This window comes from Rhodoferax sp. P2_H8_2 (assembly GCF_056403235.1).
Genome location: NZ_JBFUFW010000003.1, coordinates 534,809 through 550,586 on the forward strand (window position 1 = coordinate 534,809; position 15,778 = coordinate 550,586).

Here is a 15,778-nt window from a genome sequence, read left to right on the forward strand (position 1 = left end):
GGGGCGCATTAGCGTGACTAATGCGCTGGGAATTGTGGTGTGTCTCCAAACGTGTTGCGGTTATAGCACGCCATGCAATGTCAAAATATCCACCATGCCCCGTCCCATACAAGCCACCATCCATACGCAAGCGCTGCACCACAACCTGGGAGTTGCCAGACGCACCGCGCCGGACGCCCGCGTCTGGGCAGTCGTCAAGGCCAATGCGTACGGTCACGGCATCGAGCGTGCGTTTGAAGGCTTGCGCAGTGCCGACGGTTTTGCGCTGCTGGATCTAGAGGAGGCCCAGCGTGTGCGGGCCCTGGGCTGGCGTGGTCCCATCCTGTTGCTGGAAGGTGCTTTCGAGTTGCGTGATCTGGAGCTGTGCTCCCGTCTGGACCTGTGGCACACCGTGCATTGCGAGGCGCAGATCGACATGCTCGCGGCCCACAAAACGCACACCGGACACCGTGTGTTTCTGAAAATGAATTCCGGTATGAACCGTCTGGGCTTTACCCCCGAGCAATACCGTTCGGCCTGGACGCGCCTCAATGCGCTGCAGCAGGTCGAAGAAATTTCGCTGATGACGCACTTCAGCGATGCTGACAGCGCAAAAGGGATTGACGCGCAGATGGCGGCTTTCGCGCAACACACCGAAGGCCTGCCCGGTGAGCGTTCGCTGTCCAACAGCGCCGCGATGCTGCGCCACCCGGCCAGTGTCGCCGCATCGGATTGGGTGCGCCCCGGCATTGCCACGTACGGCAGCGCGCCAGACTACCCGCAGCACACGGCCGCCCACTGGGATCTGCAGCCGACGATGACACTTGCTGCAAAAATCATAGCTGCTTACGCAATACCTGCGGGCGCTAGCGTCGGATATGGTTCGAATTTTATAGCGCCGCAAGAGATGCGGATTGGCGTGGTAGCCTGTGGCTATGCCGATGGTTACCCCCGTATTTGCCCCACTGGCACGCCCGTGCTGGTGGACGGTGTGCGCACCCGTACGGTGGGGCGCGTCAGCATGGACATGTTGACGGTGGACCTGACGCCCGTGCCATCAGCAGCAGCCGGCAGCGAAGTCACGTTGTGGGGCCGCGCTGCCAATGGGGAGGTACTGGCGATTGACGAAGTCGCCAGCCATGCTTCGACGGTGAGTTATGAATTGATGTGCGGTCTGGCGCAACGGGTTCCCGTGGTGGTGGCCGATTGAACTACATCCCGATACCGATTGCGCTGCTCGAAGTTGGCAAGCCATTGCCAGTAGATGTCTGGAGTGGCGCTGGCCAGTTGTTGCTGCGCAAGGGCCAGCCCATTGTGTCCGAGCAACACCGCGACAAGCTGCACGCCCACGAAGCCTGTTCCACCACGGTAGAAGGCCAAGCCTGGCAACGCGCCTATGAACGCATGGTGCACCAGATGCTGCGCGACGGCAGCGACTTGCAAACCATCGCCAATGCACCCATGCCCAGCGTTATTCTGGAGCGCGACTACGTGGTGGGCCTGCAGCTCAGCGGCGGCTGGCTGGATCTGCAGGAAGTCTTGCGTGGCATCTTGTACCAGGGCGGGCTGGCGATCAACCCGATGCCCCGGCTGGTCGGTATCGAGAAAAAATTCAGGCAATTGCTGCAGGAAGACCCGGACGACAGTCTGTTTTGCCTGTTCCAGGCGCTGGCAGACAACGCATTGGGCTACTGCGCCACCAACGCATTGTTGTGCGCCGTGGTCTGCGAACTCTCGGCGCCCAAGCTGGGCATCGCCCCCGCGCAACGCCAGTCGCTGCTCAGTGCGGCCCTGACGATGAACATCGGCATGGCACGCGATCAGGACTACCTGGCGCGTCAGAACCATGCGCCGGATGACGCGCAACGCGCATTGATCGTCGCCCATCCGCAGATCAGTATGGAAATCCTCCGGGGCTTCGGCGTGGACGACTCGGACGCCCTGGACATCGTGCGCTGGCACCACGCGCCGGACGCGCCGGAGGCGCTACCCAACAACCTGCCCAGCCGGCGACTGCTCAAGCTCGCCGACGAATTCATTGCCCGCATGGCCTCGCGCAAGACGCGCGCTTCGCAATCGCCGGTGAAGGCGGTCAAGTCGATGGTGTTGGGCGCGCAAGGTGAAGTGGTCGGCGTGGGCTCGGCGATGGCACAAGCCGTGGGGTTTTATCCGCCGGGAAGCTATGTGTTGCTAACCAATGGTGAAACGGCGGTTTCGGTGAAACGCGGCGCGCGCGCGAACACGCCGTGGGTCATGGGCATTCTGGACAAAAACGGCTTGCCCATCACCAAGTACGTCTGCAAAGACACGTCGCAGCCCGAATGGGAAATCGCGTCGGCGGTGAATTTTGAAAAAGTTCGCGTGGCCGTCAATGTTGAGAAGGTGCGCCAGGCCAGAGAGCGGATTCCGCGCTGAGGCCAGGTGCCAGTTTCGCGCCGGATGGGCCGGGCTTCACGCCGCTTGCACCCGCCTTTGTCTCAAGGCCCTGGCGTGCCCCAGCCTGCCAACCTACAGTGAGCGCCATTCCAACTATTTACAAGACGCGCACGGTATGAACACCTCCAAAACCAGCTATTCAGAAACCATCCAGTTTGGGGCCCGCTATATGGCGGCCTGGTCGCTCGCCCTGGTGTGCTGTGGATTGGTTGTCTGGGCGATCACTGGCTATAACGCGCGCCTTGCCCAAGTGGGGTGGGCCGTAGCGACCGCTGGTACTGCCATCGTGGTGGCCGTACTGATCAACCACATATCGCTCGTCCAGGCACTGGCCGGGTATACCGACGCCGAGACCCTGGCGAACCGGCATACACGCGTGCTCGAGTTCCCGTGTTCTGCGCAAGAGGCTTTGGACATGGTCGAATCTGTATTGCGCGACCTGCGCCAGTTTGCGTCCATAGATGTTGAGAGCAAACGCTACCGCCTGACGGCACACCTGAAAAACTTCGACCGCTATTCCATGATGGGCTTCAGTGGCACCAAGAGCAACCTGGTGTACGCGGACCTGGAGCCGGGCGACGGTGTCTGCCGGGCGACGCTGCGGTTTGAACCCTCCGCCAGTGCCTGGCGTGACTGGTGGATGGTCGACAACGGCCGCAACCTTGATAGCGCAATCACCATCACCACACTGCTGGAAGCCCGCATTGCTGAGCGCCGCCGCAGCGACCGCCAATCTGCAGAGCGCGCCATCCTCGAACGGCAACTGGCCCAGACCCAGTTGCACCTCTTACAGGCCCAGGTCGAGCCGCACTTTCTCTACAACACGCTGGCCAGCGCGCAATTGTTGACCCGCAGCGACCCGGCGCGCGCCGACCTGATGTTGGGGCATCTGATTGCGTTCCTGCGCAGTTCGCTGCCGGGCGTCAACGCCGAGCAGTCCACGCTGGGCGTCGAGGTGGAGCGTTCGCAGGCTTACCTGGATATTCTCAGAATCCGTATGGGCGAGCGATTGAAAATCGTAGTGGACGTGCCGGATGCACTGCGCAGCGTGCCGCTGCCATCGCTGCTGTTGCAAACGCTGGTGGAAAATGCCATCAAGCATGGCCTGGAACCCAAATCCGGCGGCGGAACCCTCTGGATTCGCGCCGAACAAGAGGGCGACGCGGTTCGAATTTCTGTGGCCGACGATGGCCGGGGATTGCAAGCGGAGTCCACCGGTACGGGCCTGGGCCTGAAGAATGTGCGCGACCGGCTCCATCTGCTGTACGGCACCCGCGCATCGCTGGTATTGGCTACGAATTACCCCGCCGGCATCACGGCGACGATGAAATTTCCACTGAACCACCCACAGACAACCTGAAATGACGACCGCCATCATTGCCGAAGACGAAGATATTTTGCGCACCGAACTGCAAGCGCGCCTGGCGCAGGCCTGGCCGGAATTGCAGATCATTGCCAGTGTGGACGACGGCGCCGAGGCGCTGGAGGAAATCTGCGAACGCAAGCCCGACATCGCCTTTCTCGACATCCGCATGCCGGGTCTGACCGGCCTGGACGTGGCAGCGGCCTTGGCCGCGCAGGGCAGCACGACGCAGATCGTGTTTGTCACTGCCTTTGAACAGCATGCGATCGAAGCCTTCGAGCGCGGCGCGGTGGACTACCTGCTGAAGCCCGTGACCGCTGAACGGCTGCAGCAAACCATTGACCGCCTGCAGGTCCGTTCCACCAGCCCGTCGTTGAACGCAGACGCACTGGCGGCATTGGCGCAGGCTCTGCGTGCGCAGCCTGCAGAGCCCAAGACGGCGCCGATCCGCTGGATCGTGGCCAGCAGTGGCAACGAGTCCCGCATGATCCTGGTGGAGGACATTCTCTATATCCAGGCAGACAACAAGTACTGCGTGGTGATGACGGCAGAGGGCGAGGCGCTCATCCGCAAACCCATCAAGGAACTGACGGCCGGGTTGGATTCCGAGATGTTCTGGCAAATCCACCGCGGCACCATCGTCAACATCCGGGCGGTGAAGTCCCTGACCCGCGATGACGCCGGGCGTGGCGTGCTTAAGCTCAAGCAACGCGCAGAGACCCTGGCGGTGAGCCAGCCCTTCATGTACCTGTTTCGCGGGATGTAGACGATGCTCTGTTTTTGATAGCTGCTCACGCCTTCCCTATGCGCCCTGGAGGCCAATTTACCTCCAAAATTCGCCATCCGACTGGGCCGAGGGCCGCATTGCTGGCTGTGCTTTTGTACAGTATTATTGGCGCATGGCCAAAGACAAAACGATCTACACCTGCAATGAATGTGGCGGCACCAGCCCCAAGTGGCTGGGCAAGTGCCCGCACTGCAATGCCTGGAACACACTGATCGAATCGGTAGCCCAAGCCGAGTCCGCAGTCAAAAACCGCTTTGCCTCGCTGGCCAAGACCGCTGAAGTCGCCGTGTTATCGGACATTGAAGCCAGCGATGTAGACCGCACGCCCACTGGCCATGAAGAGCTGGACCGTGTATTGGGTGGCGGCATTGTTGAAGGCGGTGTGGTCCTGATCGGTGGCGACCCCGGCATCGGTAAATCCACATTGCTGCTGCAAGCGCTGGATTCTTTGCAGCGCGCGGGCAAAAACACGCTGTACGTGACCGGCGAAGAGAGTGGCGCCCAAGTGGCGCTGCGCTCGCGCCGCTTGGGGCTGGACCACAGCCAGGTGAAAGTACTCGCCGAAATCCAGCTTGAAAAAATCCTCGCCACGCTGGATGCCAATCAACCCGATGTCGCGGTGATCGACTCCATCCAAACGGTGTACTCCGACCAGCTCACCTCTGCGCCGGGCTCGGTCGCGCAAGTGCGCGAATGCGCGGCGCATCTGACGCGCGCTGCCAAAGCCAGCGGCGTCTGCATCGTGCTGGTCGGTCATGTCACCAAGGAGGGAGCGCTGGCTGGGCCGCGCGTGCTGGAGCACATGGTGGACACGGTGCTGTATTTCGAAGGCGACACGCACAGCCAGTTCCGTCTGGTGCGCGCGATCAAAAATCGCTTTGGCGCGGTCAATGAGATCGGCGTGTTTGCGATGACCGAGAAGGGGCTGAAAGGTGTCAGCAACCCAAGCGCGATATTTCTGAGCCAGCATGCGGAGCCGGTGCCCGGCAGTTGCGTGATGGTGACGCTGGAAGGTACGCGGCCCATGTTGGTGGAGATCCAGGCGCTGGTGGACAGCGGCGGCCCATCACCGCGACGATTGAGTGTGGGGCTGGACAAGGACCGTTTGGCGATGCTTTTGGCGGTTTTGCACCGCCATGCCGGCGTGGCCTGCATGGACCAGGATGTGTTTGTCAACGCCGTGGGCGGTGTGCGCATCAGCGAACCAGCGGCCGATCTGGCGGTCATGCTGGCCATCACCTCCAGCCTGCGTGGCAAGCCACTGCCCAAAGGCTTCATTGCATTCGGCGAAGTGGGGCTGGCAGGTGAAGTGCGCCCGGCGCCGCGTGGTCAGGAGCGTTTGAAAGAAGCGGCCAAGCTGGGCTTCAGCGTGGCCATCGTGCCCAAGGCAAACGCGCCCAAAAAGCCAATAGAGGGTTTGACCATTCACGCGGTGGAACGGGTCGAGCAGGCGATGGAGATTGTGCGCGGCTTGGGATAGTTGGGTTTTCTACCGTTGTTCGGCGTTGCTGCATGCCCGGGGCGTGGGTAAGATGACCATTCAATTAACGGTAGGAACCTATGGACTTGAATCGATTGACGGTAAGCACCAAGCTATGGGCGGCGATGGTCGTGGTGATCGTGTTGTTGCTGATCACGTTGATGGTCGCAACCGGCCGCAGTGCAACGCTGATCGCCGCGCAGGACAAGATTTCAGCTGCACAGATCAACAAGGTTGGCGATATCACGCGCTGGGCGGGCATGACCCAGACCAATGTGGTTCGTGTCACCGCGGGCTTGATCAGCAGCGACCCGGCCGTGGATGCGCTGTACAAGGAGGTGGTGCCGTCCTCGATTGCGGAAATCTCGGAGGTGCAGAAACGCATTGAGGGGATGGAGCTGTCTGCGGAGTCGCGCAAACTGTTCGAACGCATTGCCGAAGAGCGCAAGGTGGTACTTGGCTCGCTCGCCAAGGCGCGTGAAATGAAGAAAGGTGGGGATCAGGCAGCCGCCGTTACCGAGGCCAACGCCGTGTTCCTGCCAGCGTCGGCCAAGTATGTGGCCAGCCTCAATGAGTTCGCTGCGCTGCAGGTCAAGGAATTTGATGCCGTCAAGGAAGTCTTTGCCGCCCAGCGCCAGGAGTCCACCTGGTTTGCCCGCGGCATGGTGGGCTTGCTGATCCTCATCCTGGTGACGGGTTGCTGGTTTTTGATCAAGCTGATCCGCGAGCCGCTGCGCGACGCGATCACAGTGGCTGAAACCATTGCGGGTGGCGACTTGAGCGTGAAGGTCGACGTGCGCCGCGGCGATGAGTTTGGTGAAATGATGCGCGCCATTGCCCATATGCAGGAGCAGCTGACCCATCTGGTATCCGATGTACGCCATGGGACCGAGAGCATTACCACCGCCAGTGAAGAAATTGCCACTGGCAATCAGGATCTTGCCAACCGGACCGAGCAGACCGCATCGAACTTGGAAAAGACCGCCTCCAGCATGGAGGAGCTGACGGCTACCGTCAAGCAGTCGGCCGACTCTGCCCGCCAGGCTAATCAACTCGCGGGTTCTGCCGCACAAGTGGCACAACGCGGCGGCAGTGTGGTCAGCCAGGTGGTCTCCACGATGGAAGAGATCAACATCAGTTCACGCAAGATCTCCGACATCATCAGCGTGATCGATGGCATCGCATTCCAGACCAATATCCTGGCACTGAATGCGGCAGTGGAGGCGGCGCGCGCAGGCGAGCAGGGCCGTGGCTTTGCGGTGGTTGCATCCGAAGTGCGTTCTCTGGCAGGACGCTCCGCAGAGGCCGCCAAGGAAATCAAGCTGCTCATCAACACCAGTGTGGAAAAAGTACAGGGTGGAACAGCACTGGTCGCCCAAGCGGGCGAAACGATGAACGAGATCGTCACATCCGTGCAACGCGTGACCGACATCATGGGCGAGATCACCGCTGCAACCTCTGAACAGGCCCAAGGCATTGCGCAGGTCAACACCGCCGTCAACGAGTTGGACCAGATGACCCAGCAAAACGCAGCGCTGGTGGAGCAATCCGCCGCCGCCGCCAGCAGCATGAAAGACCAGGCGCACCGCCTGGCTGAAGTGGTGTCTGCATTCAAACTGGATGGTGCGGCCGCAAACGGGCGACGCGCCGGTCTTCTGATCGGGCGTTAACACCGACGGAGAAACTTTCTCGGACTACGTGTTTTCCATGTAGTTGGCGCGACCGTGGCGCCGCACAATGGGATGGTGAGTTTTCATCCCTATCCTTTTGAGGCCGCATGAGCAAACTATCCCTGTTGGACTTGGGCTTCTTCATCGCCGAGAGTGCGGCTAGCCCCAAGCATGTGGCCGGCTTGCAGATATGCAAACGCCCTGCTGGGTCCACGGCGAGTTTTGCCAAGGATCTGTACCACGAGTACCTGGGCTTCACCGACGTCAAGCCACCGTTCAACCGCAGCATCCACTTCTCGCTCAGTGCCATGCCGCATTGGCAGGACAGCCAGTCGGTGGATCTGGCGCAGCATGTGTTCTACCACCGGCTTCCCAAGGGAAAGAACGACCGCCAGGCTTTGTATGACTTTGTGTCGGCGTTGCATACGCCTATGCTGGACCGCAGCCGCCCGTTGTGGGAGGTGCATGTGATTGACGGCCTCTCCAGCGACGAAGGCGCGGGGCGCTTTGCGTTGTACCAGAAGATGCACCATGCATATGCCGATGGCGTCACGATGACGCGCTGGAATGCAGAAAGCCTGTCCGCGTCGCCCGACGACATGGCGCTGACTCCGGTCTGGACCCTCAAACATAGCGGGCATGGCGCCAAGCGCAAACGCGCTAGCCAGGAGCTGATGCAATCGCTGTGGAAGCAAGTGGGTGGCAACAGCATGCGCGTGCTGGGCATTGGCCGCCTGGCGGCCATGCTGGCGCTGGAGAGCGTACGCCTGACCAAAAATGCGATTGCTTTGCCCTTTGTGTCTAGCGCAAAGACCCCGCTGACCGGGCAAGTCACTGCGGGACGACAGTTCACCGCGGTGGGTGTGGATATGCAGCGGATCAACAGTATCCGTACCCAAACCCGCTCCACGCTCAACCACGTCGCGCTGACCTGTCTGGACGGCGCATTGCGCCAGTATTTACGCGACCAGGGCGTCGATTTGAAGCGCCCGATCACGATCCAGATGCCGGTCAACTTGCGCCAGGAGGGCGAGAAAACCGCAGGCAACAAAATCGGCATCATCCAGGTCGAGCTATCACCACCGACCGATGACCCGTATGTGCGACTACGCAATATCGGTTACTCGCTGCGCAATGTGCGCACCATGATTGACAGCGTGGTGCCGGAGGCGATTGAGTCGTACACCATCATCACCGGGTTGATTGCGCAGATTGCCGAAATGCTCAAACTCAGCAACTCCTTGCCGCCTATGGGCAACACACTGGTCTCCAACGTGCCCGGGCCGAAAGAGCATTTGTACGTCAAGGGTGCGCGCATGGAAGAGATGCACCCGATCAGCACCTTGCCGCCCAGCAATCTGCTCAACATCACGCTGTTTAGCTATGCAGGCAACCTCTACTTCGGGCTGATCGCGACCGATGAATTGCCGCAACTGGAGCGCCTGGGTCAGTACGTGCTGGAAGCCATGACCGAGCTGGAAAAATCGTTGGGGCTGGTGTGATCAAACCGAAATTTGGGGCTGTGATTCAGCGCGTCTTCTATCCGCTGGGCGGGATTCTTCTGGTGGCTGCCGCGTACCGCGCCTATGGCTGGTTGGGTGTTGCAGCCGTCGTAACCGGGCTGGTCATGTGGCTGTTGCTGCACTTCACGCGGACTATGCAAGTGTTGCAGCGCGCTGCGAAGCGCCCTATGGGTCACGTAGACAGTGCCGTGATGCTGAACGCGCGGCTGCAAGCTGGGCACACCATGCTGCACGTGGTGGCATTGACCCGCGCACTGGGTGCGCAGCAAAGCGAGAAAGACGTCCAGCCAGAGATATTTCGCTGGACCGATGGGGGCGGGTCGCATGTGACCTGCGAGTTTTTTCAGGGCAAGTTGCGCAGCTGGGCACTTGTTCGGCCTGAACCCGCAGACGGCCCGTAAAATCAGGGTTTTGCACCGAATATAGGACCCCCCATGAGCGCCATCCCCCCCTCCATGTCTGACCGTGACGGAAAAATCTGGATGGATGGCCAGATGGTGGACTGGCGCGACGCCAAGATCCATGTCCTGACCCATACGCTGCATTACGGCTGCGGCGCATTCGAAGGCGTGCGTGCCTACAAGGGTGTCAATGGCACGGCGATCTTCCGCCTCGAAGAGCACACCGACCGCCTGTTCAACAGCGCCAAGATTCTGCGCATGACCATTCCCTTCACCAAGGAACAGGTCAACGAAGCCCAGAAGGCCGTGATCCGCGAGAACAAGCTCGAATCCGGTTACCTGCGCCCGCTGACCTGGATTGGCGATCGCAAGCTCGGCGTTTCTCCCAAGGGCAACACCATCCATCTGATGGTTGCGGCCTGGCCCTGGGGCGCGTATCTCGGCGAAGAAGGCATGAAGCGCGGCATCCGCGTGAAGATTTCCAGCTACACCCGCCACCACGTCAACATCACGATGACGCAAGCCAAGGCGGTCAGCAACTACACCAACTCCATTCTTGCCAACATGGAAGCCACCGACGACGGCTACGACGAAGCCATGTTGCTGGACGCCAATGGCTTTGTGTCCGAGGGCGCTGGCGAGAACCTGTTCGTCGTCAAGGACGGCGTGGTCTACACGCCCGACCTGTCGGCGGGTGCGCTCAATGGCATTACCCGCAATACCGTGATGCACATCTGCAAGGACCTGGGGCTGGAGCTGGTGCAAAAGCGCATTACCCGCGACGAGGTGTATATCTGCGACGAGGCCTTTTTCACCGGCACTGCGGCAGAAGTGACGCCCATCCGCGAACTCGACCGCATTGAACTCGGCAAAGATGATTACGTTGGTTCGCGCGGGCCTATTACCGAAAAAATCCAGACGGCGTTCTTTGACATCGTCAACGGCCGCAACCCCAAATACGCGCACTGGCTGACCAAGGTCTGAGTCCGCGAACTCATATTTCCAACGAATCAAACGGACAAGTGCATGACTACCTCTTCCACTGTTGAACTGCTTGCCAAAGACCTGAACGCCCAGGGCGGTGTGTTTTGCCCCAGCCCGCTGGCAGACATGAAAACCTGGAACACCCATCCCAAGGTGTACCTCGATGTCGGTCGCGCTGGCGAGGCCAAGTGCCCTTACTGCGGCACGATTTACAAGTTGAAGGATGGCGAGCATTTCGACTCGCACCATTAACTCTTTGGTCATCGCGCCGCAATGGATTGGCGACGCGGTGATGACCGAGCCGCTGATGCGGCGACTGCACGCGCGCGGTGAGCGCATCACGGTGGGCGCGCTTCCCTGGGTAGCGCCGGTGTACCGGGCGATGCCAGAGGTCGATGAGGTCATTGAACTTCCCTTTGCACATGGGGGCCTGCAATGGCGAGCGCGGCGCGATATGGCCGCGCAGTTGCGTGGTCGTTTCGATGTGGCGTATGTCTGCCCCAACTCCCTGAAGAGCGCATTACTGCCCTGGTGGGCGAACATCCCGATGCGCATTGGCTACCACGGTGAATCCCGTTGGGGCCTGCTGAACCGGCGGCTGCCCAACCCCTCCGGGGAGCGCCCGCCAATGGTGGCTTTCTATTCAGCCCTTAGCGGCGAAGCCGGTGTGCAAGACGATGTCCCGCGCCTGACCATCTCGCAGGCGCGCGTGGATTCGGTGTTGGCGGATTTGCAGTTGCAAAAAGGCGCTTATCTGGTGATGGCGCCAGGCGCGGAATACGGCAGCGCCAAGCGCTGGCCGGCGCGCCATTTCTCCGCGCTGGCTGCATCGATGCCGCAGACCACGCTGCTGCTGGGTAGCGGCAAAGAGGCTGCGCTGTGTGATGAGATCATGGCGGGCGCGCAAGGCAAGGCCCAAAACATGGCGGGCAAAACCACCCTGGATGAGGCACTTGCGCTGATTGCCGGGGCGGTTGCGATGGTCAGCAATGACTCGGGCCTGATGCATGTGGCCGCCGCGCTAAGCGTGCCGCAAGTGGCATTATTTGGCTCTTCCAGCCCGCTGCACACGCCGCCCTTGAACCCGCAGGCCCGCGTGGTTTGGCTGAAAAACGACCCCGGCTACCAGCCGCCGCTGGACTGTGCGCCCTGCTTCCAGCGGGAGTGCCCGTTAGGCCATACCCGCTGCCTGGTCGATATTGCGCCACAGGACGTTTTGCGCCTTTTGTCGGCTGTCGATCCTGCATAGAATCCCGCACACACGCCCTTTCTTTTTTGCTTACCGAAGAGGATCCACTCGCCATGTCCCATCGTTTCAAAACCCTCAAGTCCACATTGCTGATCGGCGCCCTGTTCGCTGCCTCGCTTGCGCATGCGGCCGATCCGGACAAGGTGCTGAACATCTACAACTGGTCGGACTACATCGCTGACGACACGATCAAGAACTTCGAAAAAGAGACAGGCATCAAGGTCCGCTACGACAACTACGACAACAACGAAATCCTGCACGCCAAGCTGGTGGCTGGCAAGACCGGCTACGACATCGTGGTGCCCGGTGCGCATTTCGCCAAGACACAGATCGAAGGTGGCCTGCTGCAAAAGCTGGACAGGACTAAGTTGACCAACTGGGGCAACCTCGACAAGGGCATCCTGGAGCAGATTGCCAAGGTCGACCCGGGCAACCAGTACCTGGTGGACTGGATGTGGGGTTATGTGACCGTCGGTATCAACAAGGACAAGGTCAAGGCCGCATTGGGCGACTTGCCCATGCCCGACAACGCCTGGGATCTGTTGTTTGATGTGAAGTACGTGAGCAAGCTCAAGAGCTGCGGCGTGAGCGTGCTGGACTCTGCATCTGAAGTCGTACCTGCTGCGCTCTTATACGCGGGCAAGAGCCCCTACAGCAAGGACGCTGCCGACTATGAAGCCGCTGCCAAAGTGCTGAAGGCCATCCGGCCCTACGTGACCCGTTTTTCGTCATCCGGCTACATCGAGGAAATGGCGGCTGGCTCGACCTGTCTTGTCATGGGCTTCTCCGGCGACATCAATATTGCCAAGGACCGCGCTGCCGCAGCTAAGTCCAAGAAGCCGGTGGTCATCGAGGCGCTGGTGCCCAAGACTGGCGCCACGCTGTTCTTTGATTCGATGGCGATTCCCAAGGACGCCAAGAACGTAGAGAACGCCCACCTATTCATCAACTACATCCTGCGTCCTGACGTACATGCGTCCTTGACCAACAAGGTGTTCTACGCGAACCCGAACGCGGCTTCGTTGAAGTTCGTCAAGAAGGAAGTGGCCCAGAACAAGTCGATCTTTCTGGACGCGGCGGCCATGAAGACCATGGTGGCGCCAGATGCTTTGCCTCAGAACATTCGCAAGGTTCAGACCAAGACGTTTACCAATTTCAAAACGGGTCGGTAGTCCTGCGCTAGTGGTTGGGGCGTTTTAACACCCACTCCCCCAGCCCCTCGCCCCGTCGGCGAGGGGAGCCTTCAACAGCCGATCTTGTTCTCGCGCGCCGACCACGGAATTAAGTGCGGTACGTTGCCACCGCATGTAGCGCACTGCGGCATAAACCTGCGGTTGGGGCTGCCTCCAAGTGAGTAGTGCGGCACCGTCTGGCTGCTGCGCAGCCAGCAACGAGTCATCTCAAATACACCAATCCGGCGCGCGTGCCTCGCCTCTGGCGCAACGCGCCAGTCCGCTCCGAACTAAGTCATCCGAAGCAGCCCCAACCGCCGGTTCACGCCTCTTCGAGCAATAACAGTGGCAACGCCACGCACTTAATGCCGTATTCGGAGCGCAGCCACCAAATCGGCTGTTGAAGGCTCCCCTCGCCGACGGGGCGAGGGGCTGGGGGAGTGGGTGTTAAGAAAAGCCTTTCGCAAGGGAAAAAGAGACAAAAAAAAGCCACCCGGAGGTGGCTTTGAAAAGTCCCCGAAGGGACGTCGTTGGAACTTGTGGAAGGAAACCTCGTGTCGGGTTTCTCTTCTATCCTTGTGAACTGTGACAGCAGTTGGATCAACTTTAGAGGTTTCCAAAGTGTTGCGGTATCCCCCATTTGGGGGATATTGAAGAGTTTTTTGCAATAAATTGCATCAAAACCGGCCGCGAGGCGGCCAGTTCAGCGTTCTTGAGGCAGTTGGACCTCGAAACAGGCTCCGCCGTGAGGTCCTGCGGTGCAGACCACCGTGCCGCCATGGCGCAAAACGATGGCACGGACCAAAGCAAGCCCCAAGCCGACGCCGCCATCGCCTTCGGACGCACCGGGAAGCCGGAAAAACGGCTCAAAAATGCGCTCGCGCAAGGCTTCCGGTACGCCAGGGCCTTGATCGCAGACCCGCACGATGGCCATGCCATTGGCTTCGGTCAATTGCAAGGTCACTTCCCCGTCGGCATAGCGGTGGGCGTTCTCCAGCAGATTGCGCATCACCCGACGTAAGAGCCGCGATACGCCGCGCACCGTCAAGGTCTGGGTCTCAACCAGCAACAGCGCGTCATTGCGGGCCGCCTCCTCGGCGGCCAGACCGACGAGATCGACGGGCTCCACCGTCCCCATATCGGCCTCCCGCGCGTCCAGGCGACTGGCCAGCAGGATCTCTTCGATTAACTGGTCCAGTTCGGTGATATTGCGTGAAATCTCGGTCTTGGCGGCGGCTGTGGGTTGGGTGCCCAGCAATTCCAAGCCCATGCGGATGCGTGCCAACGGGCTGCGCAATTCGTGCGATGCGTTGGCCAGCAGCGATTTTTGCGAGGCCAGCACCGCATCGCGCGCTTGCACCAGCAATTCGATTTGCTGCGCGGCATGGTTAAAGCGCTGCGCCAGAAAACCAACCTCATCCTGGCCGCTTAATTGCACGCGTGCGCCGAGGTCACCACTGCCCCATTTCTCCACGCCGCTTTGCAGCGTCTCCAATCGCCGGGTCAGGCGTCGCACGATGGGGTAGGTGCCAAAGGCGACCGCGACCGCAACCAGTCCCAATGTCCAGAAAAAGCCAAAAGGGGCTTGCCATGCGGATCGGTTGGGACGCGGCAAGTGCATGTGCATGGTTTGCCCGTCCTGCATGCGCACGACAAATTCTGGCCCTTCGCCATAGCGCCCGCGCGGTGGACTGTCATTGGCACCAGCTGGCTCATCGCCCTCACCGGGCTTGGCAGACGGTGCGCCGGGCGATGCCTCGATCGGCGCCCACGGCGGTGTGGGAGGGCGCATGCGGCGCAGGCCATTGCCGATGATGTCGCCCGCGTTGTTGCGCACCACGACTTCCCGCAGCGGCGGCTCTGATGCCATGCGCCATGCCCAGCCGACCAGAAAGGTCAGTACCGCAACGGCCAGCACCACGGCCAGCCATATGCGGACATACAGCTTGTTCAGAAAACCCATTATTCCTGCTGTCGGGCGAAGACATAGCCTACGCCGCGCACGGTCAGGATACGTTTGGGATTCTTTGCATCGGATTCAATAGCCGCACGGATGCGGCCCATGTGTACGTCGATGGAGCGGTCAAATGCTTCCAGCTCACGGCCGCGTACGGCCTCCATGATCTGGTCGCGGGTCAATACGCGTCCTGCGCGCTCGGCCAGCGCGACCAGCAGGTCGAACTGGTAGGAGGTGAGTTCGCGCGCCGTGCCGGCGACGGTGATGATGCGCGCGTCACGGTCAATTTCCAGTGAGCCAAAACGCAGCGCCGTGCTGGTAGCGGCGGGCGCATCGGTGCGCCGACGCAATATGGCGCGCACGCGTGCCAACAGCTCGCGCGGTTCAAACGGTTTGGGTAAGTAATCGTCGGCGCCCAGCTCCAGGCCAATGATGCGATCCATGGGATCGCCCTTGGCGGTCAGCATCAGCACCGGCAGCGTGGACAGGGGTGGCGCCAGCGAGCGCAGGCGGCGGCACACTTCCAGGCCATCGATATCTGGCAGCATCAAATCCAGGACCACCAGGTCGACTGGTGCACCGGTCGCTGACAGGGCGAGGGCCTCCAGCCCAGCCAAGCCACTTCCAGCCCGGCTGACCGTAAAGCCGTTGCCTTCCAGGTACTCGGACACCATCGCAGCCAAGCGGGCGTCGTCTTCAATCAGGAGCAAATGTTGTCGCATGGCCACAGTCTAGCGCTGGACCCGTTTACAGGTATGCGGCGCACTTGAACCCCCT

At 60.7% G+C, this 15,778-nt stretch carries 14 protein-coding genes; 12 read left to right on the forward strand and 2 right to left on the reverse strand.

What is annotated here, in order from left to right:
- Nucleotides 1–94: 94 nt before the first annotated feature.
- The 12 genes from alr to AC1DV6_RS08175 all read left to right on the forward strand — a co-directional run bounded on the left by alr (nt 95) and on the right by AC1DV6_RS08175 (nt 13,044).
- Nucleotides 95–1,189, forward strand: a complete 1,095-nt coding sequence (gene alr / locus AC1DV6_RS08120) for an alanine racemase (RefSeq protein WP_477976891.1) — start codon at nt 95–97, stop codon at nt 1,187–1,189.
- Entirely contained in the window at nt 1,147–2,394 is a 1,248-nt protein-coding gene (locus AC1DV6_RS08125; protein WP_477976893.1) for an HD-GYP domain-containing protein, read from the forward strand. Before alr ends, AC1DV6_RS08125 begins: the two co-directional genes overlap by 43 nt.
- Nucleotides 2,395–2,530: 136 nt before the next feature.
- Nucleotides 2,531–3,775: a sensor histidine kinase gene (locus AC1DV6_RS08130; RefSeq protein ID WP_477976895.1), complete on the forward strand. Its 1,245-nt coding sequence runs from the start codon at nt 2,531–2,533 to the stop codon at nt 3,773–3,775.
- A 1-nt stretch (nt 3,776) separates the two neighbouring features.
- Nucleotides 3,777–4,544, forward strand: a complete 768-nt coding sequence (locus AC1DV6_RS08135) for a LytR/AlgR family response regulator transcription factor (protein WP_477976897.1) — start codon at nt 3,777–3,779, stop codon at nt 4,542–4,544.
- A gap of 133 nt (nt 4,545–4,677) precedes the next feature.
- Complete coding sequence (radA, locus tag AC1DV6_RS08140) at nt 4,678–6,045, forward strand: DNA repair protein RadA (protein WP_477976898.1); 1,368 nt, start codon at nt 4,678–4,680, stop codon at nt 6,043–6,045.
- An 80-nt stretch (nt 6,046–6,125) separates the two neighbouring features.
- On the forward strand, nt 6,126–7,715 hold the full coding sequence (locus tag AC1DV6_RS08145) for a methyl-accepting chemotaxis protein (RefSeq protein WP_477976900.1): 1,590 nt from the start codon (nt 6,126–6,128) through the stop codon (nt 7,713–7,715).
- A 107-nt stretch (nt 7,716–7,822) separates the two neighbouring features.
- A complete protein-coding gene (locus tag AC1DV6_RS08150; RefSeq protein WP_477976902.1) occupies nt 7,823–9,217 on the forward strand; it encodes a wax ester/triacylglycerol synthase domain-containing protein in 1,395 nt (464 codons plus the stop codon).
- Nucleotides 9,214–9,639 carry a glycerate kinase gene (locus AC1DV6_RS08155; protein ID WP_477976904.1) on the forward strand — a complete coding sequence of 142 codons (426 nt, stop codon included), beginning with the start codon at nt 9,214–9,216 and terminating at the stop codon, nt 9,637–9,639. The genes AC1DV6_RS08150 and AC1DV6_RS08155 overlap by 4 nt, the downstream gene beginning before the upstream one ends.
- A 33-nt stretch (nt 9,640–9,672) precedes the next feature.
- Nucleotides 9,673–10,623: a branched-chain amino acid transaminase gene (locus tag AC1DV6_RS08160; RefSeq protein ID WP_477976906.1), complete on the forward strand. Its 951-nt coding sequence runs from the start codon at nt 9,673–9,675 to the stop codon at nt 10,621–10,623.
- Between the two features lie 42 nt (nt 10,624–10,665).
- On the forward strand, nt 10,666–10,875 hold the full coding sequence (locus tag AC1DV6_RS08165) for a zinc-finger domain-containing protein (RefSeq protein WP_477976908.1): 210 nt from the start codon (nt 10,666–10,668) through the stop codon (nt 10,873–10,875).
- Complete coding sequence (gene waaF / locus AC1DV6_RS08170) at nt 10,847–11,872, forward strand: lipopolysaccharide heptosyltransferase II (protein ID WP_477976910.1); 1,026 nt, start codon at nt 10,847–10,849, stop codon at nt 11,870–11,872. Before AC1DV6_RS08165 ends, waaF begins: the two co-directional genes overlap by 29 nt.
- Before the next feature lie 53 nt (nt 11,873–11,925).
- Nucleotides 11,926–13,044, forward strand: coding sequence for a polyamine ABC transporter substrate-binding protein (locus tag AC1DV6_RS08175; protein WP_477976912.1), 1,119 nt, complete (start codon nt 11,926–11,928; stop codon nt 13,042–13,044).
- A 703-nt stretch (nt 13,045–13,747) separates the two neighbouring features.
- Here AC1DV6_RS08175 and AC1DV6_RS08180 read toward each other — a convergent pair.
- Nucleotides 13,748–15,007, reverse strand: coding sequence for a HAMP domain-containing sensor histidine kinase (locus tag AC1DV6_RS08180; RefSeq protein WP_477976913.1), 1,260 nt, complete (start codon nt 15,005–15,007; stop codon nt 13,748–13,750).
- Nucleotides 15,007–15,723, reverse strand: coding sequence for a response regulator (locus tag AC1DV6_RS08185; protein WP_477976915.1), 717 nt, complete (start codon nt 15,721–15,723; stop codon nt 15,007–15,009). The genes AC1DV6_RS08180 and AC1DV6_RS08185 overlap by 1 nt, the downstream gene beginning before the upstream one ends.
- Nucleotides 15,724–15,778 lie beyond the last annotated feature (55 nt).